The sequence below is a fragment of the Rufibacter ruber genome, from assembly GCF_001647275.1.
In the GTDB taxonomy this organism is placed as follows: Bacteria; Bacteroidota; Bacteroidia; order Cytophagales; family Hymenobacteraceae; genus Nibribacter; species Nibribacter ruber_C.
The window spans coordinates 1-26,303 of record NZ_LRMM01000059.1; the positions used below are offsets into that span (position 1 = coordinate 1).

Below are 26,303 nucleotides of genomic sequence, written 5' to 3' on the forward strand. Positions count from 1 at the left end.
TTCGGGCTAGGTTTTCTAAAAACAGCCCCAAAACAGAAATCTTTAATTGCTCTTCTCCTCCTTTAGGTATTGCACCATCAGTTTGGCGGCTGTCTCAGAGGTATTGAAGTCACCAATCAACTTGCGCACTTTGGCGTACCCTTTGAGTTGCGCGTCACGGCCGGCAGGGTTTTCCAATACATTCTTTAGTTCCTTGACCAGGTTCTGCGCATTCAAATCGCTTTGAATGAGTTCTGGCACCACCCGCTCATTGGCAATCAGGTTTACCAGAGAAATATAAGGCACCTTGATCACCGCCTTGCCTATCCAGTAAGAGATGTTGCTGGTACGGTAGCACACCACCTGTGGCACGTTAAACAGGGCTGTCTCTAGCGTGGCGGTGCCAGAGGTTACCAGGGCCACCTCTGCGTGTGCCAGCAGGTCATAGGTCTGGTCATAGACAATCTTGATGAACGGCTCACGGTTAAAGTGCTCGTAGTACTCTTTAGAAAAGTTGCTCACCGCGGCCACCACAAACTGGTAATCCTGGAACGGTGGCAGAATGCTCAGCATGATGTAGAGAATGTTCTCTATCTCCTGCTGGCGGCTTCCCGGCAGCACCGCAATGATAGGCCGGTCATCCAGCCCGTTTTCTTCCCTGAAATTCTTGTTCACCACGTGCGCTGACACAGAGTCAGACACAGGGTTGCCAATATAGTCTGTCTGGTGGTAATCAAACTTCTGGTAGAAGTCTTTCTCAAAGGGCATGATGACAAACATGCGGTCTACCAGTTTCTTGATGGTATGCACGCGCCCCTGGTTCCAGGCCCAGATTTTAGGCGAGATGTAATAGAAGACTTTCAGCCCGTTCGCCTTGGCGAATTTGGCAATGCGCATGTTAAACCCGGCATAGTCTACCAGAATGACCACATCTGGCTGGTACTGCAGCAGGTCCTGCTGGCACTCCTTTAAAAAACGCTTGATTTTGAGCAGGTTGGTGGCCGCTTCCAGAAAGCCCATAAAGGCCATTTCCTGATAATGCTTCACCAGCTGAGCACCTGCCGCCTCCATCATGTCACCGCCCCAGCAGCGTATGTGCGCCTGCGGATCTTCCTGGTGCAATTTCTTGATCAGGTTTGAGGCGTGCAAGTCTCCGGACCGTTCTCCGGCAATGATATAGTACTTCATCAGAAAATAGCAGCCTGCCACCAGGCTTCTTTTTTAGTTATGGGTGAGCAGTTCAACGTGTGGCAGGTTTGGTGTTCCTGCCCGGTTGGGCAAAAGTGTCAGTCTTCAAGCGTGTAAGCCTTCTGTACTCCTCCAACTTCTACTCCAAATCCCCTTTCACCACGGGCTTACTCCCCAAAATACTCCACAAAATTGCGGGGCGTCTCGTAAAGTTTCAGGCTGTGCAGTTGCGCATTTGATATACGGGGAATCTGGGGGTTTAGGATGTTCCAGAACTCCATCACCAGATTCTCAGTGCTTGCCAGCTTGCCTTCCATGAACGGCACGTCCAGGTTCAGATTCTTATGGTCTACCTTCTCAATGATGTGCTCCCTAATGAGAAGGCTCAGTTTTTTCAGGTCTATCACAAAACCGGTTTCCGGGTCAGGCTTTCCCTTTACCGTTACTATCAGTTCATAATTGTGCCCATGCCAGTTGGTATTGGCGCACGGGCCAAATACCTCCTTGTTCTTGGCCATAGACCAATTGGGGTTGTGCAGCTTGTGTGCTGCGTTAAAATGCTCTAACCGGCTTACGTATACCATTAATTGAATCGGTAATTCTTTCTACGCAGCAAATATACGAAGAAAGGCACACCAAAGAACGAAGTCACAATGCCCACCGGTAAACCGGCTGGCGGGTACAGCAGCCGCGAGATCAAATCACACACTACCAGAAACAGGCCGCCCCCTAACGCGCAGGCCACCAGGTTCAACCGGCTGGTGGTGCCCAGCAGGGCCCGTATTACATGCGGCACCATGAGCCCCACAAACCCCACAGGGCCGGAAAAAGCCACCGCAAAGCCTGTCACCACAGACACCGTCACCAGCATCACCCATCTGATCCTGCGCACATCCAGCCCCAGCGTCTCTGCCCTCTCGGTGCCCAGCAGCAATACATTAAGGTGGCGCTGCAGAAAAAAGAACAGCACAAGGGAGAGCACCAGCGCCGTGGCCGGGTATCCCAGGTTGGTCCAATCTGCCTTCTCAAACCCGCCCATGCTCCAGAACACCACAGATTTTAGCTGGCTCTCAGACTCAGACAGGAACATGATCAGGCTCACCAGCGCCACCAGCAGCGAACTCAAGGCAATGCCCACCAACAGCATCTGGCTGGGAACCAGCTGCCCACGCCGCGACCCCAGCACCACCACCACCAGCGTTACCCCAAAGGAGCCCAGCAGCGCAAAAAATGGGGGCATGTACAACCCCAGAAAAGTTAGATCTGCAAACAGGTAAAAACTGATGGAAGCCCCCAGTGATGCCCCAGACGCTGTTCCCAGCAAATAGGGGTCGGCCAGGGCATTGTTCACCAGCGCCTGCATGAGGTAACCCGCAAACGCCAGGGAGGCTCCCGTTAGAAACGCTAACAGCAGGCGCGGCAACCGCAGGTGTATGATGCTGTAATGCGCCGCATCACTGGCCTCATATGAAACAAACGCCTCCAGAATGGTGCTGAACGGCGTGTTAATGCTCCCAACCCGCAGGCTCAGGAAAAACCCCAGGGTCAGCAACAGCAGCAAACACAGAAATACCCAGGCTGTTTTTCTCACGGCAGCACCTTTTTTAGTTCCTCAATACTTTGCACCACCCGTGGGCTGGGGCGGGCCAGCAGGTCATCGGTTACCTCAAAAATGCGTTTGTTCTTATAGGCGTTAATGCGCCTAAGCTCTGGGTACAGCGAGAAAAATGTCTTCTCATAATGGTCAAAGCTGCCCCCAATGATCACATCTGGGTTCATTTTCAGGATATATTCCCGGGTAAGCGCCGGAAAAGCCTGCGCAAATTTTTCCTCTACGGCATTTCTGGCTCCGGCAAAGGAAAGTTTGTCTGTCAAAATAGTATTGCGGCCATACACGTAAATAGGGTCCCGCCATGTAATAGCCAATACGCGGGGCTTAGGGGCCCGGCCTGAATCTGCCGCCAGCGCCTTCAGCCGTAGCTGCAGCGAGTCTGCCACTGCGTTTGCCTGCTGCTCCCGCTGCAGCAACCGCCCCAAGTCCCGTATGCCGCGCAGCACATCTGCCACACTGTCATACGCCTGGTAATAGATAGGAATGTGGAGCTTCTCCACCTGCGCCGCCACCTCTGCTGAGATGATTCCTTCAGTGGCGAACACCACCTGGGGTTTCAGGGCCAGCAGCCGCTCATAGTCCATGGGGTAATTGTTGAGGACCGGCTTGGCCAGGGCGGCAGCCGGATAGTCACAGTTCTGGGTTCGGGCAATGATAGTCCCGGTATCAGCCACGGCAAACAGCATTTCAGTCATAGACGGTGCCAACCCCAGAATACGGGTCGGTTTTACCGGTAGCGTCACCTTACGGCCCAAATCATCTGTCACCGTGTGCAGGGTGGCGTCAGCAGACGTAGCAGGGCCTTGCGTTTTAGATTCACAGGCGAAAAACAACGCCAGACACAACGCATACAACGGCAGGCTTTTCTTCGCCTTATAGATAATCTGATACTTCACGTGGGTACTATAAATTCAGGGTAAGCCCCAAAGATACAGCATTTGCTTCAAGAGAAGTACCCTGTCTGGAACATGAACCCCATGCCAGATTTTCCCCAATGGGAATACTACTTCCCTCCTCCTGCGGGAGCTTGCTCCGCAGAAGCCGCAGCCCCCCAGGAACTTAACGGGAGCACGGGCAGGCGGCCGAGGTTAACCCCCATAGGTTTGGAAAGAACGGGAGAGGGCGCACCTGCTCTTAGGAATAACGGGCCAGGGAAGTTCCCACATTCTGACGGAGAACGTTTCGTTTAGCGTAGCGCCCCCAGGCGGGAAAGGAGCAGAAATGCGTAGTGCAGCTGGTCTGAACACCTCTTTTTGCCCCTTTTTAGGGGCGAGTAGGGCAACTCTTGAAAAACCCCATGCAGGTACATTCCTGTTTTGGGGCTGTTTTTCAGAAAACAGCCCCAAAACAGGAATTGAGGTGGGCACCGCCCTCCCCGCAACATCTCGCCCGCTGAAACTTTCGTACCTTTGGCTAGCTTTACGCTTTGAAATAAAGACAACACCATGATAGTAGTAACCGGAGCCGCCGGCTTTATAGCGAGTTGCATGGTCACCAGACTCAACCTCGCCAACTTCAATGATATAGTAGTAGTAGACAACTTCTCCATTGCCAAGAAAATGGCCAACCTGGAGGGGAAAAAAATCAAGGAGTTTGTTGACCGAAACGACTTCTTTGACTGGCTGGACAAAAACTACGAGGAGGTGGAGTTCATCTTTCACCTGGGCGCGCGCACAGATACCTCTGAGTTCAACTACGAGGTTCTCAACCTGCTCAACCTGGACTATTCTAAAAAAGTCTGGAACGCCTGCTGCGAATACCAGATTCCGCTGGTGTACGCCTCATCTGCGGCTACTTACGGCTCTGGCACGCTGGGCTATGATGATGACGAGAACATGATTCCGTTGCTGCAGCCGCTCAACCCGTATGGCGAGTCTAAGAACGACTTTGACAAATGGGCACTGGAACAGACGGCCAAACCGTTTTTCTGGGTAGGCTTGAAGTTCTTCAATGTGTATGGCCCCAATGAGTACCACAAGGGCCGCATGGGCTCTGTGGTGATGCACGCCTTCAACTCCATCAGTGACTCTGGCCGCCTCACCTTGTTCCGGTCACATAACCCAGATTTTGAAGACGGAAAGCAGATGCGGGATTTTGTGTACGTGAAAGACGTGGTTGAAGTGATGTACTGGCTCATGCACCACCGCAAAAACTCAGGCATCTACAACCTGGGCAGCGGGGAGGCGCGTACGTTCCTGGACCTGGCCTTCAATACGTTTTCGGCCATGGGCCGGGAAATCAACGTTGACTTCAAAGACACCCCGGAGGATATCAGAGACAAGTACCAGTATTTTACCCAGGCCAACATGAACAAGCTGCGGTCTATTGGGTATGACCAGCCTTTTCATACGCTGGAGCAAGGGGTGCAGGACTACGTTCAGAACTACCTCACCTCAAACGCTTACTATTAGACCTATCAGCTGCGCGCCTACCCATAGTAGGCGCGCAGCTGTTTTAGGGCTGTTTTTGTAAAAACAGCCCTAAAACGGCAATGTGTTTGGAGAAGGCAAAGCTGGCGGTAGCTGCTCGTATAACTACTGATTTTTCTTCTGCCCCGGTATTTGGTTTAACAAGACGCCCCTTAATTTCCGTAGAAAGGCCATGACCTCAGAGACCACTCCCACTACATCCCCCTACCTGGAAATGCCCAATGATGTACGGGTAGAGTCTTGGGAAGAACTACAGCGCGAGCTCTTCCGTGATTCCTGGGATGACAAAATCAACCGGTACCGCTCCCCGTATGTGTTCCGGGGGCTATGGAATAAAAACTACGGCCTCAAGACCAGCCTCATGCGCATTGGCGGCGACTACCCCAAACTGGAGCCCCACCTGCTCCGGAATTTCAGGAAATACGCCCGTGGCACCAGCTTCACCGAGTCTGGAGAGTCTATCTGGAACTGGCTGGCCGTTGCCCAGCACCACGGCCTGCCCACCCGCCTGCTGGACTGGACGTACTCGCCGTACGTGGCGCTGCATTTTGCCACGGCAGACCTGAACAACTTTCATGAAGACGGGGTGATCTGGTGCGTGAACTACGTAAAGTCAACTGATTACCTGCCAGAGGAATTGAAGAAGGCCATTAGGCAGGAAGGCTCTAACGTATTCACCCCCGAGGTGCTGGAGCCCGTGGCCCCCACCCTCAAAAGCCTGAGCGAGTTTCAGACAGAGCCGTTTGTGATGTTTCTGGAGCCGCCGTCACTAGATGAGCGCATTGTGCACCAGTACGCCCTGTTCTCCATGATGTCAACCCCAGACGCCCTGCTCTGCCGCTGGCTCGCAGAGCAGCCTGAACTGTACTACCGGCTCATCATTCCCACTTATCTGAAATGGGAAATCCGGGACAAACTGGACCAAGCCAACATTACCGAGCGCGTGCTGTTCCCTGGGTTAACCGGCATCAGTGCATGGCTGAGACGGCATTATACCACCACGTAATTCATTAAGAATTGGGAATAAAAAATTGAAAATTGGTTTCTGTTTTTGGCCTGTTTTCAAGAAAACAGCACAACAGAAGGAAGCATGCGGTTAGGGAAAACTAATTCCTAATTCCTAATTCCTAATTCCTAATTCCTAATTCCTAATTCCTAATTCCTAATTAAAAAAGCACTGATACCTGCATTCTGCCGGTGTGAATGGTTCTGACGCCTTGGGGTTTGCGGCCGTCATAGTCCAGGGTGATGTTGAGGCCGTTGGTGAGGCGCTGCTGTACGGCCAGGTTCCAGGTGAGGTTGTTGCCGGGCTGGAAACCGTTGAGCATCTCAAACGCCACCGGTGAGTTAATCTGGCCGGTATAGTTAATTTTGATGTATTTCACCACGCCGGCCACTGTACGCTTGCCTACCTGGCTGAGCCGCACCTCACTGCCGAACTCATGAAACCGGGCCTCCTCCTGCGCCCCCTGCTCGTTTTCCTTGTCCATCCACTGGTAGGTGCCGGTGAACCGGATCTTTGTGTTGGGTTGGTAAGACAGCTCAGGCGTGGCCTCCCAGGACCTGATCAGGAAATTTTTGGTGGTCAGGTAATTAGAGGAGCTCTCCCGCTTAAAGCGGGTCACGTTGAGTCGGCTGGAAAAAACCTCCGTCAGGTTAACCCTGAACAGCATTTGCTGGCTGCTGTTGAGGCGTACATCTGTGCCGTTGGTGAGCAGGATTTTCTGCAGGCTCTGCTGCACCGTCCACTCCACCCCGTATTTGGGGTTGCTCCGGTTAAAGTATAATGTATTGCGGTAAGAGCGGGTCAGCGAGAGCAGCGATGTATCAGCAAAATTGAGGCTGAACGGGTTGAAGCGGCTGCGCAGGTCATCATCTGTGGTGCGTTTGTCTATGGCCACAAAAGAGAGGGCAGAGAATTTGGAGGCCATGCGCTTTACCCAGCTTTCTGCGCGCTGCCACTGCCGGGGCAAACTGCTGTTGAGCCGGTAGGTGAAATTGTTGGTGTAGGCCAGCACATACTCATCTGTGGGAATGAACAACCGCACATAATTTCGCCGGTACGGCGGATCTGTGGGTTGGGCCTCAAAGAACTCATTCAGGTCCTGCTGCCCATCCTGGTTCAGGTCTTCAAAATAATGAGTTCCCTGCCCCGGCACCGTTTCCACAAACTGGTATTCGCGCTTCAGCTCCCTACCGGTGCCAATGGCGTAGCTTAACTCTGAGCGCAGGTTACGGTCAAAGAAGTCTCCCACCCAGTCAATTTTAGAAAGCACGCTGGTTTCTGGCAGGCTGTCACGGGCCTGCACATTTCTGAAGGTGAGCAGCGCGTTGATCTGGTGGTTGTTCCTGACAATGGTACTGGCGCTGAAGTTGTAGGTGTTGGCCATCTGCTTGTTGCCCAGCTCCCCGTTCTCTGGCCGCCAATCTACCCGGCGACTGTATTCGGCCCTGAATTTTACCTTTGCCGTATCTGCGCTCTGCAGAAAAAACAGGTGGTCATCAAAATAGTTGGCAGAGGCAACCAGCTGTTCATTCAGTTTAGACGTGACCCGGTTTTTATCAAAGCGGTACACGTAGCCGGGGGTGAAAAAGCGGGTAGGGTACTGCACGCCTATCTCTCCGCGCACCCATTCAGCCTTGGTATCAACCAGCTCATTGTTCATGAGAAACAGGTTGGTTCTGAGTTCCAGCCTTTTCACGGTCTGCCCTAGTTCCAACAGATGCTGGGTGCCATCTACCTCACTGGGCCGGTAGCGGCGGTTGAGCTTGTAGTTCAGATAATTTCTGGCATCCCGCACGCCCCCCACTGAGAAAGAGAGAATATGGTCTTCAATTCTGGACTGCCGGGCTGAGGTGGTGTTGGTGGGGCTGTTCCAGTCACGGTCAAACTCAATGTCACGGTAGCGGTCTATGGGCGCGAAGTTAGGATCTGTGTATTCATACGCCAGCGCACTCTGCAGTTTGTACGGCCCCAGAAATTTTATAGTGCGGTCACCTACCTGATAGCCCACTCTGAGGGCTTTGCCCTGGTCATCTTCAGAATCCTGTTTTGAGAAGCGGTTCAGATCATTCCTGGAACCCGCTACTTCCAGAAAAACTTCTGCTTTGGGGTCTACAGACCAGATCCCGCCCAGGGTCATCATCTGCTTCTGAATGGGCGTGGGCAGAATACGCACCGGATCATACCGCCCCTGCGGCACCCCGTTCACCGGCTCCACCCATTGGTACACGCGTCCGTTCACGGTAGTGTTCAGCAGGTTGTAATTGCCCTGCCCAGCCCCTACCTCAGTAAAACTAACGGCATACAGAGTTACCGTTGAATCTGTGGTGTACTCATAGATGTTGAAACTGCCACTAGCCGTCTGCACCTCTTTTAGCTGGTAGAGCACCTGGTTACGGCTGTATTTCACCTGCTCTGCCCCAGAGGAGACCGCCTGCTGCAGGTCATCTCCAATTTGAGTGAGCAGCCGCTTCTGGTCATTGTTCAGGTTCAGCAGCAGCGGGCTGTTCTGGTTGTCTGCCTCATTGTAGAAGTTACCGTACACCTTGAACCTGCCCATGTTCTGGTAATGGTTGGCGTGCAGCACGGTGCGGGTGTAATTCTGGTCTGAATATTCAAAATCAACCCTGATGCGGGAGTTGCGCGTGATGATCCACTTTGGGGTAAAGGTAATCTCAGCCTGGTTGTAGTCAATTACATAGTCATAGTCAAAGCCGCGCGTGAGCAGTTTCCCGTCCAGGTAAACCCGTTCTGAGTTGGCCAGGACAATGATAAACCGTTCCCCGTTGGGCCCGCGCAGACGGTACGGCCCCTGCACACTTTCAAGCGGCGTGATGATCTCTGAGGCGAATTTCCCCTTGGCCACTGACGCCGCCACCGCCGTAGAGCTCTCCCAACCCTTCTTGCCCCTGTTCACCTCCAGGGCCCCTCCCTGTACGTTTTTGTAAAACCTTAGGAAATGGGACACCGGCCGGTTCTTCAGGACCACATCACCGCCGGTCAACGTCCAGAGCCGGTGCTGCAGCGTGATGAAAACCCGGTCAAACTCCTGTAGCTGCTGGGTATTGCCTTCGGGCTGAAAGGGAATGTTCTGGTCAGTGATAGAGGCGGTGATGTCAATCTCCTCAGTCAGTTTGCCTTCCAGCTGCAGGTTCAGGGCAGAATTCACAAATACGTTCTGCGTGTTCCCCACTGATACGCCGCGGGAGATACTACCCGTTTTGTTCAGACCCGGTGTTTTGAACAGCTCCTCCCGGGCCGCCTGCGGCTCAAACACATTCTGCCGCTCAAACTCTGCTGAATCCAGCAGTCTGACGTCCCGTTTAAATTTTACCGCCGCCAGGTTCACCGGCAGCACCCGGTAGCAAACCAACACAGAGTCTGTTTTTGACCTGTTTTCAGGAAAACGGGCCAAAAACGCCCCTTCTCCCCGGGCAATAAGCGAATCTGGGAAAAGCCTGGGGGTGACGGCAGGCGGGGGCAGATGCATGAACTGGAACAGGCCGGAGGTCGGGTCATAGAGAAAGGACATAGGCCGGAGCACCTGCCGGTTGTCAAAGATTTGCACGCTTTCTTCAGCAATAGTCAAGGAGTCCAGCTGAAAGGCCCCCTCCTGCAGCAGTACCCACTTGCACCGCTGGTTAGAAAGTGTCTGCCCTTGCGTGGAGGAAGCTACTGCCAGGCTTAGCAGCAGCAACAGCACAATGCCCCACCCGTACCTCATGGCTGCACCACCGGCAGTTTCAGGAAGAATGTGGTCCCCACATTCTCCTCGGTCTCAAACCAGATAGAACCGCCAATGGCTTCTACCCCTTTCTTCACCACTGCCAGCCCTATGCCTGAACCGGAGTACTTGGTACTGAAATTAGGGACAAAAATTTTAGGCTGCACCTCCGGTGGAATACCAGAGCCGTTGTCCTGTACCGCCACCAGCACCCAGTGCGGCTCTGAGGGCTGCACCCGCACCTGAATTTCTGGCCTGCGGGAAGAAGGTACCGCCTGCAACGCGTTCAACAGTAAATTGTTGAAGATCCTGATGAGCTGGTTTTCATCTGCTTTTACCAGAATAGTTGCAGGCGGCATCTCCAGCTGCACCCGGTGCTGCTGGGGGTTTAGGTGCAGGTCTGCGGCCCTCTTTACCAGGTCATTCAGTTCCAGCACCTCCAGTTTGAGGTCTGGCATAGAGGTAAAGTTGGAGAATGAGGTGGCAATATCGCCCAGAACATCAATCTGGGTGATCATGGTCTTGGAAATCTTCTCCACCAGCTCCTCCATGTTGCTGCGGCCCTCCTGCATGGCCTTTCTCAGGTACTGCAATGAAAGCTTCATGGGCGTGAGCGGGTTCTTTATCTCATGGGCCACCTGCCGGGCCATCTCTTTCCAGGCGGCCTCTTTCTCCCGAAGCGCCAGTTCCTGCTTGCTTTCTTCCAGCTTCTGTAGCATCTGGTTGTACTCCCGCACCAGCAACCCAATCTCATCTGATGACTCATACACCAGTTTCTCATTCTGGCCGGTGAGGGTGGTGCGCTTCAGGCGGTCAGTGAGTAGTTTCAGGGGCACCGTCAGGGCGCGGGTGGCGGCATAACTGACCAGCACAAACACCAGGAACAAGACAGTGAAAATGTTCAGGATGGTGGTAATGAGCTGGATGAGCTTCGCATTGAGCTCTTTCTCTGCGTCAAAAAATGGTATTCCCAGATACCCCTGGGGGCTTTCAGTGGGGCTGTTGCGCAAGGGCACATAGATGGCGCTGTAAGGCAGGCTGCCGGCTTTCTCTTGCAGCAGCACCCGGTTGAGTCCCTGCTCTTTCAAGACACTGATGGCTTGCGGGTTGAGGCGGGTGGAGATTACCCCGGCCTCAAACAGAGCAGGCTGGCTGGAGATTCTCAACTGCCCCTGGGCGTCATAAAAATTCAATTCAGACTGCGCCAGGGCAGCCAACCGGCTAACCCTTCGGCTCAAAGAATCTGGCCTGCTTTTGAACAGCGTATGCCCCCAGTTGCTGGTTTGGATGTTCTGCCGCACAAACTCCCCCTGCTCCAGGTAGCTGCGCACCATGTCTTGCCGGTAAGAATCTGTCACCAGACTCCCAATGGTCAAACTTACTATCACCAAGGGCACCAGAATGCCCAGGTTCAGGAACAGCTGAATTTTTGTTCCGAAGGTAGAGGCAATCACCTGCACCAGCCGCCCACGGTACAAGATCACCACGGCCAGCAAGGCAAAGAGCACCAGGGTGTGGACCAGAAACTGAAAGGAGAAATTTGAAAGCCAGGACCGGAAACCATAGGCCGGGGTGCTCACCACGGCCACCGTCCCGTTTCCAGAAACAGCCCCCAGGTGGTGGTAATCTGCCAACGTAAGCCCCTGGCTAAAGAGCAGCGGCACCTGAAACAGCTGGGGAGAGAAGTACCGGCTGTATTCAAAGTAGCCTTCGGTCTTGAGCCAACGACCGTTTCGCCAGAGCCCATAACTGCTCCCCGGGATAGAATTAGGCTGTGAACTCTTACGTTCTACCAGCAACTCAGGCAAGACACTGTTGGGAGCGGCTAATTTAGGGGTAACCTCCAGCACCAGGGTCATCCATTGCACCGGGTTCACCGCCATCCTGATTTCCTGCAGGTAGGTGAATTTGCCTGGCTCCGTCTCAGATTTAATCAGCAACTGCCCTTTCTGATTTGTGTTTTTTGCTTTTGGGGCCCAGTAGCGGGCGTAAGAATGCCAGTTGGTCAGGGTATCTGTAAAGGAAAGCGCCTGACCGTTGATATCAAACAGCCGAAGTGTAATGGCGTAATTCTCCTCCAGATTCTGCAGATACTGCCTCCTTATCTTCTGGTCCAGGAAATTCAGGTTGATCCAGGGGGCCCGCAACACGTGCCGGATCATGGGGTCTTTCCCAATCTCCTCAGCGGCCTGCGCTAAAAAATACTCTGCCTCATCATCCCGGTCTTTCAAGAGCTGACTCACTACCCGCTGCTTGTCCTGCCGGTGCTGTTGGGCGTGCAGGTCATACAACGCGGCTGCGCCCAGACTGGCCCCCAGAATGTTCAACAGAAATACACTGGAATAAACACCGGCACGCTTGCCTAATTCTCTGTGTAACTGCTCCCAGCCCACCAAGGCGGCACTGGCCAGTAAAACCACCCAATTGCCACTGGGGGTATCCCGCCAAAAAGCCCATACCAAGGCCATGGCCAATACGGTTACCCATGAAAAGGCAAAAGCGCGCTTGCCGCCAGGACTGAACGGCAGCCAGTTCAACAACAGGCGCAGCATCCAGCTTAAAGCTAAGGTATGCATCACCATGACCAGAAAGATCACGGTTTTTTCTAAGCTGAAGGAGACACTTTTTGAAATATCTAAGGTAGGCTGGGTATTGATCCCAATGCTGCTATAGGTTTCATACCAGCTAATGATGACCAGGGTGATCAGAGTGCCCAGGCCAATACTTGCCCAAATCTGTTTTTGACCTGTTTTTTGAAAATCAGGCTGAAAACGGATGGCCCGGCAAAACCAATACACCTGCATGGCAATGGCCAACAGGCAGAGCTCGTTTAACAGCAGATCACCTAAAGACGGGGACCACCAGCCGGCGGCATATACCCGGGGGCTGAAGAGGTTCATCTCCAGCACGCTGTTGGGGAAATTAAACAGGAGCATTGTTCCCCGGAGGGCAATTACCCCAATGATAGAACTCCACAGGGACCACATGAGATGCCTTTCCTGCTTCCATCTTCTTCGCAGGGTCAGCAGGAAGAGCAGGGCCATCAGCAAGGCCAGCGCATACAAGGCAAAGGTCCACTTACTGGCGTGCAGCCAATCTGCCGGGTCCATGACAATGATGGAGAACAGGTAATTCCCTTGTGCATCTACCACTGGCACGGCATTTTTAGACCGCTCAGCCTGCAGAGAGGCGGCATGGTCTTCAAAGATTACCGGGTTTAGCCCGTTGTGGAGAAAGGTATTGCTAATCCCGTACTTAATTTCCAGGGGAATTACTGCCACCAGGGTATAGGTGTCAGAAGGACGGTAAGTCACGGTGAGAAAACGCCCGAAACGGTTTGCATGCATTTCCACCTCGCGCCGCAGGTTTCTGAGATCAAGCTCTGGCCGCAGGGTATGGTCAGACCAGAAGACAAGTTTGTTTTTCTGGAAGATAAAAACCGGCAAACTGGCTTTCACCAGGTTTTTGGAAAAAAAACCAGTCTCTACCGGCAGGGCACTGGCTAATTGGGTGAGCTCCTGCCTGGCCTGTTCCACGTGGTTCTGCACCCGTTCCCGCACCTCTCTGGCCATTTCCCGCTCAGGTGCCTCTAACAGCTCCCGCTGCACACTTACCTGCAGAAGAAGACCCACCGCGCCAAACAGCACCGCAGCAAACAAGAAGAAAAAAGGAATATTACGAGTAAACTTCAAGGCCGCCTTTTTTTCCGAATTTAGCCATATTACGGGCAAAATGCTCAGAAGTCACCCGCAAAACAGAATTAAGCTGCAGCAGCTTTCTGTTTTTGGCCTGTTTTTAAGAAAACAGGCCAAAAACGCAAATCAGGAAAAGCTCTGCGCAAGCCCTGGTGTGACCGTTACATTTAAACGAAGGCTTATCGTTTATATTTGGGGTCAAAGGAGACGCTCCCGAATAAATAAAGCATTAACACGCGGGCATACCGGAAAAGCACAGGCGTTAGCAAAATCACGGTACCGGCTACAGCCGTCAAATAAACCCAGGTAGGCGGGTCATTGGCCAGAAAATAAAGGCTCACTCCTACTATCAGCACAATCAGCACAGAAAGGCCATAGCTCATATACATGGCTCCCCAATAAAAGCCCAGTTCAATCTCATACCTGAAGCCACAAAACGGGCATTTTTCAGGCATCTGGTCAAACTTTTTAAGGTTCAGGGCAGAATGCGTAAACATTTCACCTTGGTGACATCTGGGGCAACGCATTGCCAAGCCGGCCTTCACATGCTCCCCGGCACCCATTATTTCTTTTTGCTGTAACGGTACCAAAAGAAGCCTACGCACCCAATCAACACGTACGGCACAGCCATTAAATACAGGATCCCTTTGTTCAGCCCGTTCGCAATTGTGTCTGTGGGACCGCCGCTAGATGACTCAACTGAGGCCCGGCACATTGCGCACTGCGCCTCTGCCGGGGTTACACTTAGCAACAGGGCCATCACCACCACTACGCCTGTTAAATAATAGATATAGTTTCTGTTCATCATCGCTTCCCTTTAATCTTTCTCAATAACACGAGCGGCCATCAGAAGTTTCACACATAATAAGGTGAAATCATCAAATATACCAGCACACCGGTTACAGCCACATATAACCATAACGGAAAGGTCCAGCGGGAAACCTTCCTATGCCTGGCGTTCTGTTCAGATAACGCAAAATACACTGACAGTAGTACCAATGGCACAATGACGGCAGCCAGAACAATATGGGTAATCAGAATGAAATAGTAAATGCCTTTGATAAGCCCTTCTCCGCCGTAAGGCGTAGGAGCAGCCTGATAGTGATAGGTTACATAAGAGATTAAAAAGAAAGCAGAAAGCACAAAAGCTGTGGTCATAGCAAACCGGTGATACCTTCTGTTCCCTTTCTTAATATACCGGTACCCCACTACCAGTGAAATAGCCGTTAAAGAATTGAGGACCGCATGCAGTTTAGGAAGGAAGGACACATCCAGATCTCCTAACTTGCCTGTCTGTGGCATAAAAAGCAAAAATGCCACCAGCAACGGCACCACTACTGAAAGAATGGCAATCAGGATCAAGTACCGGGAATCGTTTGGGTGTTGAATGGTTTTATTTTCCATGGTCTGTTTCGTACTCTGAAAGGAGCACGTTAATTTCTGTAATCAATCTGTCAATTTCCTTGGCGCTGGTTCCATCATAAATGCCGCGTATCCGCTTTTGCTTGTCAACCAGCATTAACTGTTTGTGCAGTTCCAGTTCAGCACTGTCTCCCGCCGCAGCTACAACTGGCAGCTTAAACCCTTGAGCAGCTAAGGCCTGGATTTGGGGTTTAGGCCCTGTGAGAAAAATCCACCGGGAGGGGTCTGCCCGAAAGCTGTCACTGTATTCTTTCAGTTGCGGGACCTGGTCTTGCTCAGGGTTTACGGTGAAAGAAACAAGCCTTACATCTGGTTGCAACCGAAATGCATCATGCACACGCGCCAGCTGGGTGCTGACCTGTTTACAGATACCCTGGCAGGAAGTATAGAAGAAATTGGCAACAAACACTTTGCCCTGAAGTTCTTTTTGGGAGAAAGAGGCGCCCGTCTGGGAAGTGAAGGAGAAGGGGGGAACTTTGTGGTAGAGGGTGTCAAACTGCCACTGACCTTGCACCAAAGTTGAATCTACCGTTGCCGGAAAATAAGTTCGGAGTGAATATCTATTCACTCCGAACATCTTAAGGAATAAAAAGGCCAATACCGGTACCAATAGAACAGCACCAAGTATCAGGGCTTTTTTTGGACTCATTTATTTGAAGTAATTGTACACTGAATCTCCGTAGAAAGTGCCTTCTACCAAAAGAGCCACCAGTAACCAGCATAAAAGAATGGTTGGTACCAGAATAGCCCAGATTAAGCCTTTAGTCTCATGCTTCAAGTGCATGAATTCCCCAACAATGTAAAACGCCTTCAGGATAGTTAAGCCAATAAAGATGGCATTACGCAACGTACCTGCTTCCATCATGAACGCGAAGGCAAATTCAATTGCAGTAATGACGCAAAGGATGACAAAGGTCTTCCAGATAGCTTTGGTCTGTGCTTTAGGAATGTCTCCTACATGACCATGATCTTCATTATGATGAGAATGTGCTGCCATATCTAGTCAAATTATCAAGTCAAACAAATTACACTAAGTAGAAGAAGGTAAATACAAACACCCACACCAAGTCTACAAAGTGCCAGTAAAGACCAACTTTCTCTACCATCTCATAGTGTCCTCTTCTATGGTAAACACCGTTCACAGTATTAAAGAAAATCAGGATCAACAATACTACCCCACTGAATACGTGTGTGCCGTGGAAACCAGTAATGAAGAAAAACAAGTCAGCAAACAACGGGGGGCCGTACTGGTTCACAATAAGGTTGGCTCCATAAATCACACTTCCATCTGCCAGTTTCATACCCTCATCTGTTCCGGCAATAAAGTGGCTCCACTCCCATGCCTGGCAACCAAGGAACATAGAACCAAACAAGATGGTCCACAACAACCATTTCTGCACATCATTCTTGTCCATACGGTGACCTGCCTCAACCGCTAACACCATGGTAACAGAAGAAAGGATCAGGATCATGGTCATTAGGGCCACAAACGCTAAGGGCCAGTCTACCCCATGGAAAAAAGGAAACGCGTTGAAAACTTTTTCAGGGATTGGCCACCATTCTGTAGAGAAAGTGAACGCCTCTGGCGTACCTTCATAGGCATGGTGCCGATGGCGAGCAAGCCCGTAAGTAGTCAAAAAAGCACCAAAGGTAAAGGCATCTGACAAGAGGAAAAACCACATCATCAGTTTCCCATAACTCGCCTTAAAGGGCTCGTTACCTCCATCCCAAGTGCCGGTTTTAGGCTGCTCAAATGTTGTTGTTTGCGACATATGTGTTAGAGAATTATTAATGGTTCAACGTTAGAAAAATATACAGGTAGATCCACAGAGCCCCTAAAAAGTGCCAGTAGATGGTACATAGTTCAATTCGGGTAAGGTTTTTAGAGTGTACCCGGTACCTGAGCGCCGAAATTACTACAATAATTAGAAAAATTAAGCCAGTGACCAGGTGAAATGCGTGCACCCCTGTTAATACATACAGAAATGAGCCCGCAGGGTTGGAGGTACTTCCCCCAAAAAACACGTTATTACGCACTAGCTCGGCCCATCCCTCCCATTGTCCTATGAGAAAAGCGGTTCCGGCAATAAAAGTAAGGATGAGCCCCAGTCTAACATTTTTGATGTTATCTTTCTTTGCAGACACGTAGGCCCATTGCATGAACACACTACTCAAAATCAAAATGAAGGTATTGATCAACAAGACAGATGGAAGGTCATACTCCAGCCAGTTGCCTTCTTCCCGCCGAACAATATAGGCACTGGTAAAGGCTGCAAACATCATCAGGATGCTTACAATAAGCAACCAGAGAATGAATTTAAGCGGATTAACCCGTCTGTGTTCAGTTTGTATTTCTGTATTAGCTACCATGTTAAAACACTCTTAAAGTCTATCTACCACAAACGCAATCTGTACTATGGGCAAGTACAGGAATGACCCAAACATAATATTCATGGCCGCACGTTTAGAACAGGTATGCATGAGATAGAAAGTCTGCATTAAAAAAAGAACCCCACATACCACTGCCACAAAAGCAGACGTTTTACCGGCCATCCCAAACTGCAAAGGCAACAGCCCCAGCGGAATCAGCAGTAAAGTATAGATCATGATCTGAATAGCGGTTTTCAAGTTTTTACCACCCGCCATGGGGAGCATTTTGAAACCCGCCTTTTTATAATCATCATCTAACACCCAGGCAATAGCCCAAAAATGGGGGAACTGCCAGATAAACTGTATTCCGAACAAGATTAAAGCTTCAACCCCTACATAACCTGTTCCCGCTACCCAGCCAATCAGAGGAGGAAGCGCCCCTGGTATGGCCCCCACAAATACACAAATGGGCGAAATACGCTTTAAAGGGGTATAAAAAAATCCGTATAACAAAAGAGACAGAAAGGAGAGCATGGCAGACAGCCAGTTGAAATAAAACCCTAACAGGGCTATTCCGGCAACTCCTAACACCAGACAATACACGGTAGCATCTGTTACTGTCAAAATACCCTTTGGCAAAGGTCTTTTTGCAGTGCGTTTCATCAGTTTATCCAGATCCTTTTCCAGAATCTGGTTAATAATATTGGCAGAACCAGTCACTAACAAACCGGCTAACATGACCAGGCAAGTATCTACCCAACGCCCATCTGGTCTTCCTAAAAGAAATCCAATGGCACTGGAAAAAGCCACCACTGAAGATAGCCTCAACTTCAATAACTGTATATAGGCAGATACTTTACTCATGGCCGTTGATGCCTGCGTACTTGATGCTATTTCTTGTACGAACATAAACTAGTTTATGCCACCAGCTGCGCTGGTTGACGTTTAGGTTTCTGAGCATAGAAGTAATACATGAGCAGCAGAAATTGAACCCCAAAGAGAGCGGTTCCAAATAAGAGATGTAGAGGCTGTACAACCGCCGGGATCGCAAAATTAGCCAACACCACACCCAATAATATTTCCGCCCCTATACAAGTTAAGATCCATACTGCCATCCTTTGCATTCCCCTGTGCCCTAACTGCTTCACAAAATAAAATAGCGCCACATTTAGCAATACCACCAAAATGGAGAGCGACCTGTGCACGTAGAAAGATGCTCCTAATTGGCTGATCCACGTCTCCCGCTGCTGATTGCTTAAATTGAAAGCTACTATATCCACCTGCTCCCTAACCTGTGTACCCAGAATTACCTGTACAAAAGTCAGAAGCAATGCCCCGCCTAGCATCCATTTTAATGATCCAGATGATAGAACCGGCTGCTGATAAACTTCATGCCTTTTCGCCCTCACCACAATATAAATGAGAAGAGCCACCAAAAACAACGCCAATGCCATGTGCAGGGTCACCATTTCTGGCAAAAGGTTTGTTGACACAACCAACGATCCAAGCCAAGCCTGAAAAACAACCAGAAGTAAAGAAGCCACGGCACCCCAAAATAACTTTGGGTCATTTCTTAAAAAAGGAAATGCGGCAAGAACAGTTAAGAAGATTAAAATCCCAATGACCACTCCCACTAACCTGTTTATATATTCAATCCAGGTTTTGGTGACGTTGAATTCGGATTCTATATATTGGGAAGGATGGGCAAAAATTTCCTGAGCCACCTCAGAAAAACCTACCCTTTCCAGCACCTTCGCTATTCTTTGATTTTTCTGTATGCGTTTCTCTTTGTAGACCTCCAGATAATCAGAAGGCAGCTCGTTTAAACTAGTGGGGGGGACCCACGTTCCAAAGCACTTAGGCCAATCTGGGCAACCCATGCCAGACCCAGTACTACGGACGATCCCCCCTACTAGTATTAGAAAATAAACAGAAGCAATGGTTAAAACCCCTATACTTCTAAACCTTTTACTTCTAAAAGATTCTTTTCCCATTCGTTAAAACTCGTCTCTCTCGTGAGGCAAGTTAGAAGACTGTGTCTGTGAATAAGGCACATTTTGAGGAATAAAATCTTCAGGTGCACCCGGCTTGCTGTAGTCATAAGGCCATCTGTAAACCACTGGTAGCGGTCCAGGCCAGTTTCCATGCCCAGGGTTTACCGGTGTAGTCCACTCCAGGGTGTTTGATTTCCATGGGTTCTCCGTAGCTCTTCTTCCTCTGAATATGCTGTAAAAGAAGTTAAACAGGAAGAACAACTGTGCAAAGAAAACAGCGATAGCAGCAATGGAAATGAAGGAGTTCATATCCAGGAAGGTGCTGAAGGTATCAAATCCAGTCCAGGTATAATATCTTCTTGGGAAACCAGCAATACCCATGTAGTGCATTGGCATGAAGATCAGGTAGGCGCAGATGAAAGTAATCCAGAAGTGAACATAGCCAAGCTTCTCATCCATCATTCTACCAAACATCTTAGGGAACCAGTGGTACACCCCGGCAAACATTCCAAAGAATGCGGCACTACCCATTACCAAGTGGAAGTGAGCTACCACAAAGTAGGTATCATGCAACTGGATATCCAGTGCCGAGTTACCTAAAATGATACCAGTTACTCCACCAGAAATAAACAGTGACACAAATGCCACAGAAAACAGCATGGCTGGTGTGAAGTTGATATTCCCTCTCCAAAGCGTAGCCAACCAGTTAAACACTTTCACCGCAGAAGGAACTGCAATGATGAGGGTCAGGAACATGAACACAGATCCCAGGAATGGATTCATACCTGAAACGAACATGTGGTGAGCCCAAACAATAAAGGAAAGAACGGAAATACCCAACATAGAACCAATCATAGCACGGTAACCGAAAATTGGCTTACGGGCATTGGTAGTGATGACTTCAGATACAATCCCAAATGTTGGAAGTATTACAATGTACACTTCTGGGTGACCTAAGAACCAGAACAAGTGCTGGAACAACACTGGGCTACCTCCCGTGTGAGAAAGCGCCTGCCCCGCTACATAGATATCAGATAAAAAGAAGCTGGTTCCAAATGAACGGTCAAAAATCAGCAACAAAGCAGCGGAGAAGAGAACCGGGAACGCTAACAGACCAAGAACGGCAGTCAGGAAAAATGACCAAATAGTAAGAGGCATTTTTGACATAGACATACCACGGGTACGCATGTTGATAACCGTAGTAATGTAGTTCACCCCACCCAGCAACTGAGATACAATGAACAGCGCCATACTAATTAACCACATTGTCATCCCTGTTCCAGAACCAGCTATGGCCTGTGGCAGAGCACTCAACGGCGGATAAACCGTCCAGCCACCACCTGCAGGTCCAGTCTCTAAGAAGAGAGAATAGAACATAATCACACTGGCTAAGAAAAAGAACCAGAAGGACAACATGTTCATGAAACCAGAGGCCATGTCACGGGCTCCTAACTGAAGAGGAATCAAGAAGTTACTAAAGGTACCGCTCAATCCTGCAGTCAATACAAAGAACACCATAATGGTACCGTGCATGGTTACCAATGCCAGGTAGAACTCCGGATTCAACTTTCCCCCCTCTACCCATTTACCTAGCAGGGGCTCTAAAAAGTTGAAAGTTGCTTCCGGAAAGCCAAGCTGCATCCGGAAAAGGCTAGATAAGGTTCCACCAATAATTGCCCAGAAAATACCTGCGAACAAAAATTGTTTGGCAATTACCTTATGGTCCTGACTAAAGACGTACTTCGTAATGAAGCTTTCATTGTGATGGTCATCATGATGATCATCGTGCTCTAGATGCACATCTTTATGTAATGAAATATCTGTACTAGACATACAATACTGTTAAGAGATTATAACTATTGTTTTGTAGCAAGACTTGCAGCACCGGCTTCTGAATTTACAGCAACTGCTGCACTGTCAGAGCCACCTCCCTGCAAGGTGGTAGCAAATGTTTTCTTTGACTGAGCCTCTACCCACTTCTTATATTCTTCAGGCTCATCAACCACAAGGATAGTTTTCATGGCAAAGTGACCACGTCCGCACACTTCAGTACAGGCCAGTTCATACTGGAAATCAGGATTACCTGTCTCTGTCTGCATTTCAGCGGTAGTCTTGGTTGGGATAAACCAGAAAGATGTAGGCATACCAGGTACAGCATCCATCTTTACTCTGAAGTGCGGAAGGAACACACTATGAATCACATCTCTTGATCTGATTTTCAATAATACCGGCGTGCCCTTAGGAACGTGGAAAGCACTTGGCTCACCCGGAAAATCATCTGCTGAATTCTGATCAGTCAAATCAATACCAAATTCATTTTCAGCAGTGATCAAAGTATGTTTAACCACACCCAATTTATTGTCTGCCCCAGGGTAGCGGGTCAACCAGTTAAACTGCTTACCCATGATCTCCACCACCACAGCATCCTGAGGGGCCGGGCTGGTAATTTTTGCCCAGGTTTTCCAACCTGAGAAAACCAGCAACGCCATTACAACCGCAGGAATAACTGTCCAGATAATTTCGATCTTGTTGTTATGCGGATAGAAATACGCGCGCTTGCCATCTTGGTGTTGGTACTTGTAGGAGTAAACAAAAAGCAGAATGTGTGTGATGACAAACACAATTCCAATAACCGCCATGGTTAACCAGAACATTTGGTCAATGTCAATTCCATGTACAGAAGCATTAGGAAGAATCATATCTTCTTTGGCATCCATAAAAGACCAAATGAAAAGCCCTCCCATCACAAAGAAGAATACCAATAGAAGAACGGCATTCACTTTGTTGCTTTTGCCAACATCACGTCTATAGCTACCCTTGAAGATAGAAGCCAGAATCTGGATTCTAAATAACAGGTAGAGCGTGACCAGTAATAGGATGATTGATAGTGCTACAGCAATCGTAATCATTATCTGTATCTTTTAAAATGAGTCTTAAACGTGATGATGAACACTTTCTTCCAGGAATGGGTGGTTCACTGGAACCAGAGAGGCTTTGGTCAGCTCTTTAGTATATCTTACCAGGAAGATTCCCAGGAAAGTCAAAGCAGTACCTATCTCTATTAATCCAAAACCACTTTCGGCACGCATAGTTCCCGGCATAATCATCATATAGAAGTCAAACCAGTGTCCAATCAAGATGGCAATACATACAATCTTCAGAACCAGCATCTGTCGCTTTGCGTCTCTGGTCATCAGAACCAGGAACGGGAAAGCAAAGTTGATAAACAGGTTGAAGAAGAAAATCCAGGTGTAATGGTTGTTATTACCTCCTAAACGCTCAATGAAATAGATGGCTTCTTCAGGAATGTTTGCATACCAGTACAGCATGAACTGGGAGAACCAGATGTACGTCCAGAAAATACTGAAACCAAACACAAATTTACCAAGGTCATGCAGGTGATTGGAAGTGACCATTTTCAGGTAGCCATTCTGCTTCAGGAAAATTACGGTCAAGGTGATGGCAGCCAATCCGGAAACCCACCAGCTGGCAAACACATACCAGCCAAACATGGTACTGAACCAGTGAGTGTCAATTGACATCACCCAATCCCAGGCAGACATGGAAGACGTTACCCCAAAGATAACCAGAAAGGTTGCTCCTAATCTAATGCTCTTATTATAATGGTTTAACCCGCCATTCAGATCTTCTGCCAATGATTCTTTTCTCAACCACTTGAAAAATAAGAACCACAACGTGAAATAGGCGATCATTCTGATAGTATAGAACGGAACGTTCAGGAAACCAGATTTACCCGCAATAACAGGGTCATATTTAGGGTTTCCCACCTCAGTGAGTGCATGATCAGTCCAGTGCATGAGGGTGTTGTGCCCTGTAAAGATGATAGGAAGGAGGAACACAAGAAGCATGATGACTCCACCTACTAACAGGTAGCTGCCAAGTGCCTCAGGAACTCTCTTAATCACCACAGACCAACCTGCGTAAGCCACATATTGTATAGCCACAAATAGTATACCTACAACAGAGATTCCTGTAAAATACACATTGTTCATCCATAGGTTGGCCATTAAACGCTGTACCCATCCAGCTCCATGCCCACCAGTTTCAGCTCCGTGGGCATCTCCATGCCCACCGCTAAAATTGGCAGCAATCACAAGACCGGCAACCAGCAGCACCAACCCTATAGCTATCATGAAGAAGAACCTGTTGGTGGTTCTTTTTGAGATACTAAGTCTTTCTTCAGTTATCATTTCAAAAATACCTTTTACGGTTAATTACTACGAATATCCTTAGTAGGATGAACAGTGGTTCCGGTCACCTCGTTGGTGTTTGCATTGGTGCTGGGGCCGTTAGGAGCGTCTTGTACGAGAGATCCGGTATCTGCTTCGGTGTCTGCCTCTACATCAACTTTCCCCTTTTGCAACTGCTGCACATACATCACAATCTTCCAGCGCTCTTCCGGGTTTACCTGCGTACCGTGAGGCATCATACGTCCGCGACCGTTTACAATCACGTGGTAAATGTGGCCAGCGGGCAATGCAGCGTAACGGCCCTGGGTATAATTGGGTACACCTTTAAACTTAGCACCCACTAACCCGTCCCCTGTTCCAGAATCACCATGGCAAGGCGAGCAGAAACGTAGGTATAACACTTTTCCTTCTTCAAGGTTTTTCTGGTTCGCCCGTAACGGATTTGACAATTCACGTCCGGCCACCTCAGCACTGTCTTTAGAAATATGGGTATAGAACCCTAGTTTACCGCGGGCAATAGTATTGGCAGCAGGTACGCGCATATTCAACCCCCCGGGGTTAATGGCGTTGTTATTTCCTTCCAGTTGTTTCAACGGCTCATATGATACCGGATAGTACATATCAGGCGCATACTCCAAGCCTGGATCCTGCGTATCTTGTCCGCAGGAAGCAAAGAGTGCAGAAGAAAGAAGAATCAAAGAGGCTTTAGCCCCAGTTCTGAAGATATTGTTCATTATTTAACTACCTCCTTCTCGTTTACTTCGATTGCCCCGTTTGAACGGAGAAGATCATTGAGTTTATTAATATCTGTTCCTTCTTTCAACTCAATGGCCATTACGTATTTGTCATCAGTTGACCGAACATCCATCACTGGCACTTTCAACGTTGGGCGGAGACCACTAATCACAAAGAATGTGATCACCATACCAAACGCCGCACAAAGTACAGTTAATTCAAAGGTAACCGGAATGAAGGCAGGAAGGGCTACGTGCGGCTTACCACCAATTATCATTGGCCAGTCAAAGCCCAGCATGTAGATCTGCATCCAAAGGGCGAAAGAGGTACCACACAAGCCGCACAAGAAGGCCACAATAGGCAGTCTTGACCGCTGAATCCCTAACACATCATCAATGCCGTGTATAGGATAGGGCGAGAATACATCATAGATTCTGGTGCCTGCCGCGCGTGTTTTCTCAATGGCGTTCAGCAGCACATCCTCGTCATCAAATACTCCGAGTATATATTTCTTACTAGTCATGTTTGTGGGTGTTAGGAGCTGTGCCATGCATAGATGCGTCAGGGTTGTGGGTGTGGTTTACCCCTCTAGACGACTTCAAAATAGATTTCACCTCTGCCATGTTCACCACTGGGAAGAATTTGGCAAACAGGAGGAATAAAGTAAAGAACAAGCCCATGGTTCCTACATAGACGCCTATGTCAATACTCGTTGGGGAGAACATTACCCAGCTGGATGGCAGGAAGTCACGGTGCAGAGACGTTACAATGATCACGAAACGCTCAAACCACATACCAATGTTCACAAAGATGGAGATGATAAAGGTGGCGGTAAGGCTTCTGCGGATTGATCTGAACCAGAAAAGCTGAGGCGTAATTACGTTACAAGTCATCATAGACCAGTATGCCCACCAGTATGGGCCTGTAGCCCGGTTGATAAATGCATATTGCTCATACTCCACCCCTGAATACCAGGCGATAAAGAATTCTGTGATATAAGCCACCCCTACAATTGATCCTGTTAAGGTGATTACCTTGTTCATAGACTCAACGTGCTCCAGGGTAATATAATCTTCCAGTTTGAAAGTCTTGCGGGTAATGATCATCAAGGTCAATACCATGGCAAACCCTGAGAAGATAGCTCCAGCCACAAAGTATGGAGGGAAGATGGTGGTGTGCCAACCAGGAATTACCGAAGTGGCAAAGTCCATTGATACAATGGTGTGCACTGAAAGTACCAGTGGCGTTGCCAAGCCGGCCAAGATCAATGACACTGTCTCATAACGAGACCAGTGTTTGGCAGATCCTGTCCAGTTCATGCTTAACAAAGCATACGCTCTGCGGGCAATTGGACCGGTAGCTCTGTCTCTGATGGTTGCAAAGTCTGGGATCAAACCTATGTACCAGAAAACCAGTGACACTGAGAAATAGGTACTGATGGCAAACACGTCCCAAAGAAGTGGGGAGTTAAAGTTCACCCACAGGGAGCCAAATGTGTTTGGAAGAGGCAATACCCAGTACGCCAACCAAGGTCGGCCCATGTGTAAAACAGGGAACATGGCCGCACAGATTACCGCAAAAATGGTCATCGCCTCAGCGGCGCGGTTAATAGAGGTTCTCCATTTCTGACGGAACAAAAGCAAGATGGCCGAAATCAGAGTACCGGCGTGGCCAATACCTACCCACCATACGAAGTTGGTGATATCCCAAGCCCAACCTACTGTTTTGTTGAGTCCCCATTCCCCAATCCCAAACCACAAGGTACGGTATACAGAGTAAATAAAGATTCCAAGAAATACCAAAGAAACCCCCAGGGCCACCATCCAACGGACGTTCGGCTTGGCTTCCACCTGCCGACAAACGTCCTCCGTGATGTCTGCATAAGTTTTCCCTCCGGTTACTAAGGGTTCTCTTATCGGAGATACGTGCTGCATATATCTT

The 26,303-nt window shown here is 49.3% G+C and carries 24 protein-coding genes; 3 read left to right on the top strand and 21 right to left on the bottom strand.

What is annotated here, in order from left to right:
- Nucleotides 1-42: 42 nt before the first annotated feature.
- From lpxB to A8O25_RS17560, 4 genes are all read right to left on the bottom strand, one after another.
- Nucleotides 43-1,167: a lipid-A-disaccharide synthase gene (gene lpxB / locus A8O25_RS17545; RefSeq protein WP_066837640.1), complete on the bottom strand. Its 1,125-nt coding sequence runs from the start codon at nt 1,165-1,167 to the stop codon at nt 43-45.
- A 167-nt stretch (nt 1,168-1,334) separates the two neighbouring features.
- Nucleotides 1,335-1,751: a 6-pyruvoyl trahydropterin synthase family protein gene (locus A8O25_RS17550; protein ID WP_066837566.1), complete on the bottom strand. Its 417-nt coding sequence runs from the start codon at nt 1,749-1,751 to the stop codon at nt 1,335-1,337.
- Entirely contained in the window at nt 1,751-2,758 is a 1,008-nt protein-coding gene (locus A8O25_RS17555) for a FecCD family ABC transporter permease (protein WP_066837569.1), read from the bottom strand. Before A8O25_RS17555 ends, A8O25_RS17550 begins: the two co-directional genes overlap by 1 nt.
- A complete protein-coding gene (locus tag A8O25_RS17560) occupies nt 2,755-3,675 on the bottom strand; it encodes an ABC transporter substrate-binding protein (protein ID WP_241499073.1) in 921 nt (306 codons plus the stop codon). Before A8O25_RS17560 ends, A8O25_RS17555 begins: the two co-directional genes overlap by 4 nt.
- 549 nt (nt 3,676-4,224) lie before the next feature.
- Between A8O25_RS17560 and rfaD the strand changes: the two genes are divergently transcribed.
- The gene (rfaD, locus tag A8O25_RS17570; protein ID WP_066837575.1) at nt 4,225-5,190 is read left to right on the top strand and encodes an ADP-glyceromanno-heptose 6-epimerase; all 966 of its coding nucleotides are present in this window, start codon (nt 4,225-4,227) and stop codon (nt 5,188-5,190) included.
- 190 nt (nt 5,191-5,380) lie between these two features.
- The gene (locus A8O25_RS17575) at nt 5,381-6,214 is read left to right on the top strand and encodes an FRG domain-containing protein (RefSeq protein WP_241499074.1); all 834 of its coding nucleotides are present in this window, start codon (nt 5,381-5,383) and stop codon (nt 6,212-6,214) included.
- Between the two features lie 160 nt (nt 6,215-6,374).
- Here the strand turns inward: A8O25_RS17575 and A8O25_RS17580 are convergent, their stop codons facing one another.
- From A8O25_RS17580 to A8O25_RS17645, 14 genes are all read right to left on the bottom strand, one after another.
- Nucleotides 6,375-9,935 (bottom strand): hypothetical protein, encoded by a 3,561-nt coding sequence (locus tag A8O25_RS17580; protein ID WP_066837578.1) that lies wholly within the window; start codon nt 9,933-9,935, stop codon nt 6,375-6,377.
- Nucleotides 9,932-13,627: a sensor histidine kinase gene (locus A8O25_RS17585; protein ID WP_066837581.1), complete on the bottom strand. Its 3,696-nt coding sequence runs from the start codon at nt 13,625-13,627 to the stop codon at nt 9,932-9,934. The genes A8O25_RS17580 and A8O25_RS17585 overlap by 4 nt, the downstream gene beginning before the upstream one ends.
- A 182-nt stretch (nt 13,628-13,809) precedes the next feature.
- On the bottom strand, nt 13,810-14,127 hold the full coding sequence (locus A8O25_RS17590; protein ID WP_241499075.1) for a DUF983 domain-containing protein: 318 nt from the start codon (nt 14,125-14,127) through the stop codon (nt 13,810-13,812).
- Between the two features lie 65 nt (nt 14,128-14,192).
- Nucleotides 14,193-14,438 carry a hypothetical protein gene (locus A8O25_RS17595; RefSeq protein ID WP_082893726.1) on the bottom strand — a complete coding sequence of 82 codons (246 nt, stop codon included), beginning with the start codon at nt 14,436-14,438 and terminating at the stop codon, nt 14,193-14,195.
- Nucleotides 14,439-14,485: 47 nt separating this feature from the next.
- Nucleotides 14,486-15,034 (bottom strand): DUF420 domain-containing protein, encoded by a 549-nt coding sequence (locus A8O25_RS17600; protein WP_066837587.1) that lies wholly within the window; start codon nt 15,032-15,034, stop codon nt 14,486-14,488.
- Complete coding sequence (locus tag A8O25_RS17605; protein WP_241499077.1) at nt 15,024-15,566, bottom strand: SCO family protein; 543 nt, start codon at nt 15,564-15,566, stop codon at nt 15,024-15,026. The genes A8O25_RS17600 and A8O25_RS17605 overlap by 11 nt, the downstream gene beginning before the upstream one ends.
- Nucleotides 15,567-15,701: 135 nt before the next feature.
- A complete protein-coding gene (locus A8O25_RS17610; RefSeq protein ID WP_066837593.1) occupies nt 15,702-16,049 on the bottom strand; it encodes a cytochrome C oxidase subunit IV family protein in 348 nt (115 codons plus the stop codon).
- Nucleotides 16,050-16,077: 28 nt separating this feature from the next.
- Nucleotides 16,078-16,824, bottom strand: coding sequence for a cytochrome c oxidase subunit 3 (locus A8O25_RS17615; protein WP_066837596.1), 747 nt, complete (start codon nt 16,822-16,824; stop codon nt 16,078-16,080).
- Nucleotides 16,825-16,840: 16 nt separating this feature from the next.
- Nucleotides 16,841-17,422, bottom strand: coding sequence for a cytochrome c oxidase subunit 3 (locus tag A8O25_RS17620; RefSeq protein WP_066837599.1), 582 nt, complete (start codon nt 17,420-17,422; stop codon nt 16,841-16,843).
- Between the two features lie 12 nt (nt 17,423-17,434).
- Complete coding sequence (cyoE, locus tag A8O25_RS17625) at nt 17,435-18,286, bottom strand: heme o synthase (RefSeq protein WP_082893727.1); 852 nt, start codon at nt 18,284-18,286, stop codon at nt 17,435-17,437.
- A gap of 53 nt (nt 18,287-18,339) precedes the next feature.
- Nucleotides 18,340-19,416, bottom strand: coding sequence for a COX15/CtaA family protein (locus A8O25_RS17630; protein ID WP_066837609.1), 1,077 nt, complete (start codon nt 19,414-19,416; stop codon nt 18,340-18,342).
- A 3-nt stretch (nt 19,417-19,419) separates the two neighbouring features.
- Entirely contained in the window at nt 19,420-21,249 is a 1,830-nt protein-coding gene (locus A8O25_RS17635) for a cytochrome c oxidase subunit I (protein WP_066837612.1), read from the bottom strand.
- A gap of 23 nt (nt 21,250-21,272) precedes the next feature.
- A complete protein-coding gene (locus A8O25_RS22525; protein WP_074987993.1) occupies nt 21,273-22,325 on the bottom strand; it encodes a cytochrome c oxidase subunit II in 1,053 nt (350 codons plus the stop codon).
- A 24-nt stretch (nt 22,326-22,349) separates the two neighbouring features.
- Entirely contained in the window at nt 22,350-23,444 is a 1,095-nt protein-coding gene (locus A8O25_RS17645) for a quinol:cytochrome C oxidoreductase (protein WP_241499076.1), read from the bottom strand.
- Nucleotides 23,445-23,468: 24 nt separating this feature from the next.
- On the opposite strand from A8O25_RS17645, the gene A8O25_RS24135 reads away from it, so the two are divergent.
- Nucleotides 23,469-23,600: a hypothetical protein gene (locus A8O25_RS24135; protein ID WP_277620022.1), complete on the top strand. Its 132-nt coding sequence runs from the start codon at nt 23,469-23,471 to the stop codon at nt 23,598-23,600.
- A 47-nt stretch (nt 23,601-23,647) separates the two neighbouring features.
- Here A8O25_RS24135 and A8O25_RS17650 read toward each other — a convergent pair whose 3' ends face one another.
- Genes A8O25_RS17650 through nrfD form a run of 3 tightly spaced genes read right to left on the bottom strand, consistent with a single transcriptional unit; the run spans nt 23,648 to nt 26,296 of the window.
- Nucleotides 23,648-24,361 (bottom strand): c-type cytochrome, encoded by a 714-nt coding sequence (locus A8O25_RS17650; protein ID WP_066837615.1) that lies wholly within the window; start codon nt 24,359-24,361, stop codon nt 23,648-23,650.
- The gene (locus A8O25_RS17655; protein ID WP_066837618.1) at nt 24,361-24,885 is read right to left on the bottom strand and encodes a DUF3341 domain-containing protein; all 525 of its coding nucleotides are present in this window, start codon (nt 24,883-24,885) and stop codon (nt 24,361-24,363) included. Before A8O25_RS17655 ends, A8O25_RS17650 begins: the two co-directional genes overlap by 1 nt.
- Nucleotides 24,878-26,296, bottom strand: a complete 1,419-nt coding sequence (nrfD, locus tag A8O25_RS17660; RefSeq protein WP_066837621.1) for an NrfD/PsrC family molybdoenzyme membrane anchor subunit — start codon at nt 26,294-26,296, stop codon at nt 24,878-24,880. The genes A8O25_RS17655 and nrfD overlap by 8 nt, the downstream gene beginning before the upstream one ends.
- Between the last annotated feature and the right edge of the window lie 7 nt (nt 26,297-26,303).

Excerpts from the sequence above, each read along its gene's own strand:
- lpxB (WP_066837640.1), bottom strand. The coding sequence starts at position 1,167 with ATGAAGTACTATATCATTGCCGGAGAACGGTCCGGAGACTTGCACGCC.
- A8O25_RS17550 (WP_066837566.1), bottom strand. The coding sequence starts at position 1,751 with ATGGTATACGTAAGCCGGTTAGAGCATTTTAACGCAGCACACAAGCTG.
- rfaD (WP_066837575.1), top strand. The coding sequence starts at position 4,225 with ATGATAGTAGTAACCGGAGCCGCCGGCTTTATAGCGAGTTGCATGGTC.
- A8O25_RS17575 (WP_241499074.1), top strand. The coding sequence starts at position 5,381 with ATGACCTCAGAGACCACTCCCACTACATCCCCCTACCTGGAAATGCCC.
- A8O25_RS17580 (WP_066837578.1), bottom strand. The coding sequence starts at position 9,935 with ATGAGGTACGGGTGGGGCATTGTGCTGTTGCTGCTGCTAAGCCTGGCA.
- A8O25_RS17590 (WP_241499075.1), bottom strand. The coding sequence starts at position 14,127 with ATGTTTACGCATTCTGCCCTGAACCTTAAAAAGTTTGACCAGATGCCT.
- A8O25_RS17595 (WP_082893726.1), bottom strand. The coding sequence starts at position 14,438 with ATGATGAACAGAAACTATATCTATTATTTAACAGGCGTAGTGGTGGTG.
- A8O25_RS17600 (WP_066837587.1), bottom strand. The coding sequence starts at position 15,034 with ATGGAAAATAAAACCATTCAACACCCAAACGATTCCCGGTACTTGATC.
- A8O25_RS17610 (WP_066837593.1), bottom strand. The coding sequence starts at position 16,049 with ATGGCAGCACATTCTCATCATAATGAAGATCATGGTCATGTAGGAGAC.
- A8O25_RS17615 (WP_066837596.1), bottom strand. The coding sequence starts at position 16,824 with ATGTCGCAAACAACAACATTTGAGCAGCCTAAAACCGGCACTTGGGAT.
- A8O25_RS17620 (WP_066837599.1), bottom strand. The coding sequence starts at position 17,422 with ATGGTAGCTAATACAGAAATACAAACTGAACACAGACGGGTTAATCCG.
- cyoE (WP_082893727.1), bottom strand. The coding sequence starts at position 18,286 with ATGAGTAAAGTATCTGCCTATATACAGTTATTGAAGTTGAGGCTATCT.
- A8O25_RS17630 (WP_066837609.1), bottom strand. The coding sequence starts at position 19,416 with ATGGGAAAAGAATCTTTTAGAAGTAAAAGGTTTAGAAGTATAGGGGTT.
- A8O25_RS17635 (WP_066837612.1), bottom strand. The coding sequence starts at position 21,249 with ATGTCTAGTACAGATATTTCATTACATAAAGATGTGCATCTAGAGCAC.
- A8O25_RS22525 (WP_074987993.1), bottom strand. The coding sequence starts at position 22,325 with ATGATTACGATTGCTGTAGCACTATCAATCATCCTATTACTGGTCACG.
- A8O25_RS17645 (WP_241499076.1), bottom strand. The coding sequence starts at position 23,444 with ATGGCCAACCTATGGATGAACAATGTGTATTTTACAGGAATCTCTGTT.
- A8O25_RS24135 (WP_277620022.1), top strand. The coding sequence starts at position 23,469 with ATGCCCACCAGTTTCAGCTCCGTGGGCATCTCCATGCCCACCGCTAAA.
- A8O25_RS17650 (WP_066837615.1), bottom strand. The coding sequence starts at position 24,361 with ATGAACAATATCTTCAGAACTGGGGCTAAAGCCTCTTTGATTCTTCTT.
- A8O25_RS17655 (WP_066837618.1), bottom strand. The coding sequence starts at position 24,885 with ATGACTAGTAAGAAATATATACTCGGAGTATTTGATGACGAGGATGTG.
- nrfD (WP_066837621.1), bottom strand. The coding sequence starts at position 26,296 with ATGCAGCACGTATCTCCGATAAGAGAACCCTTAGTAACCGGAGGGAAA.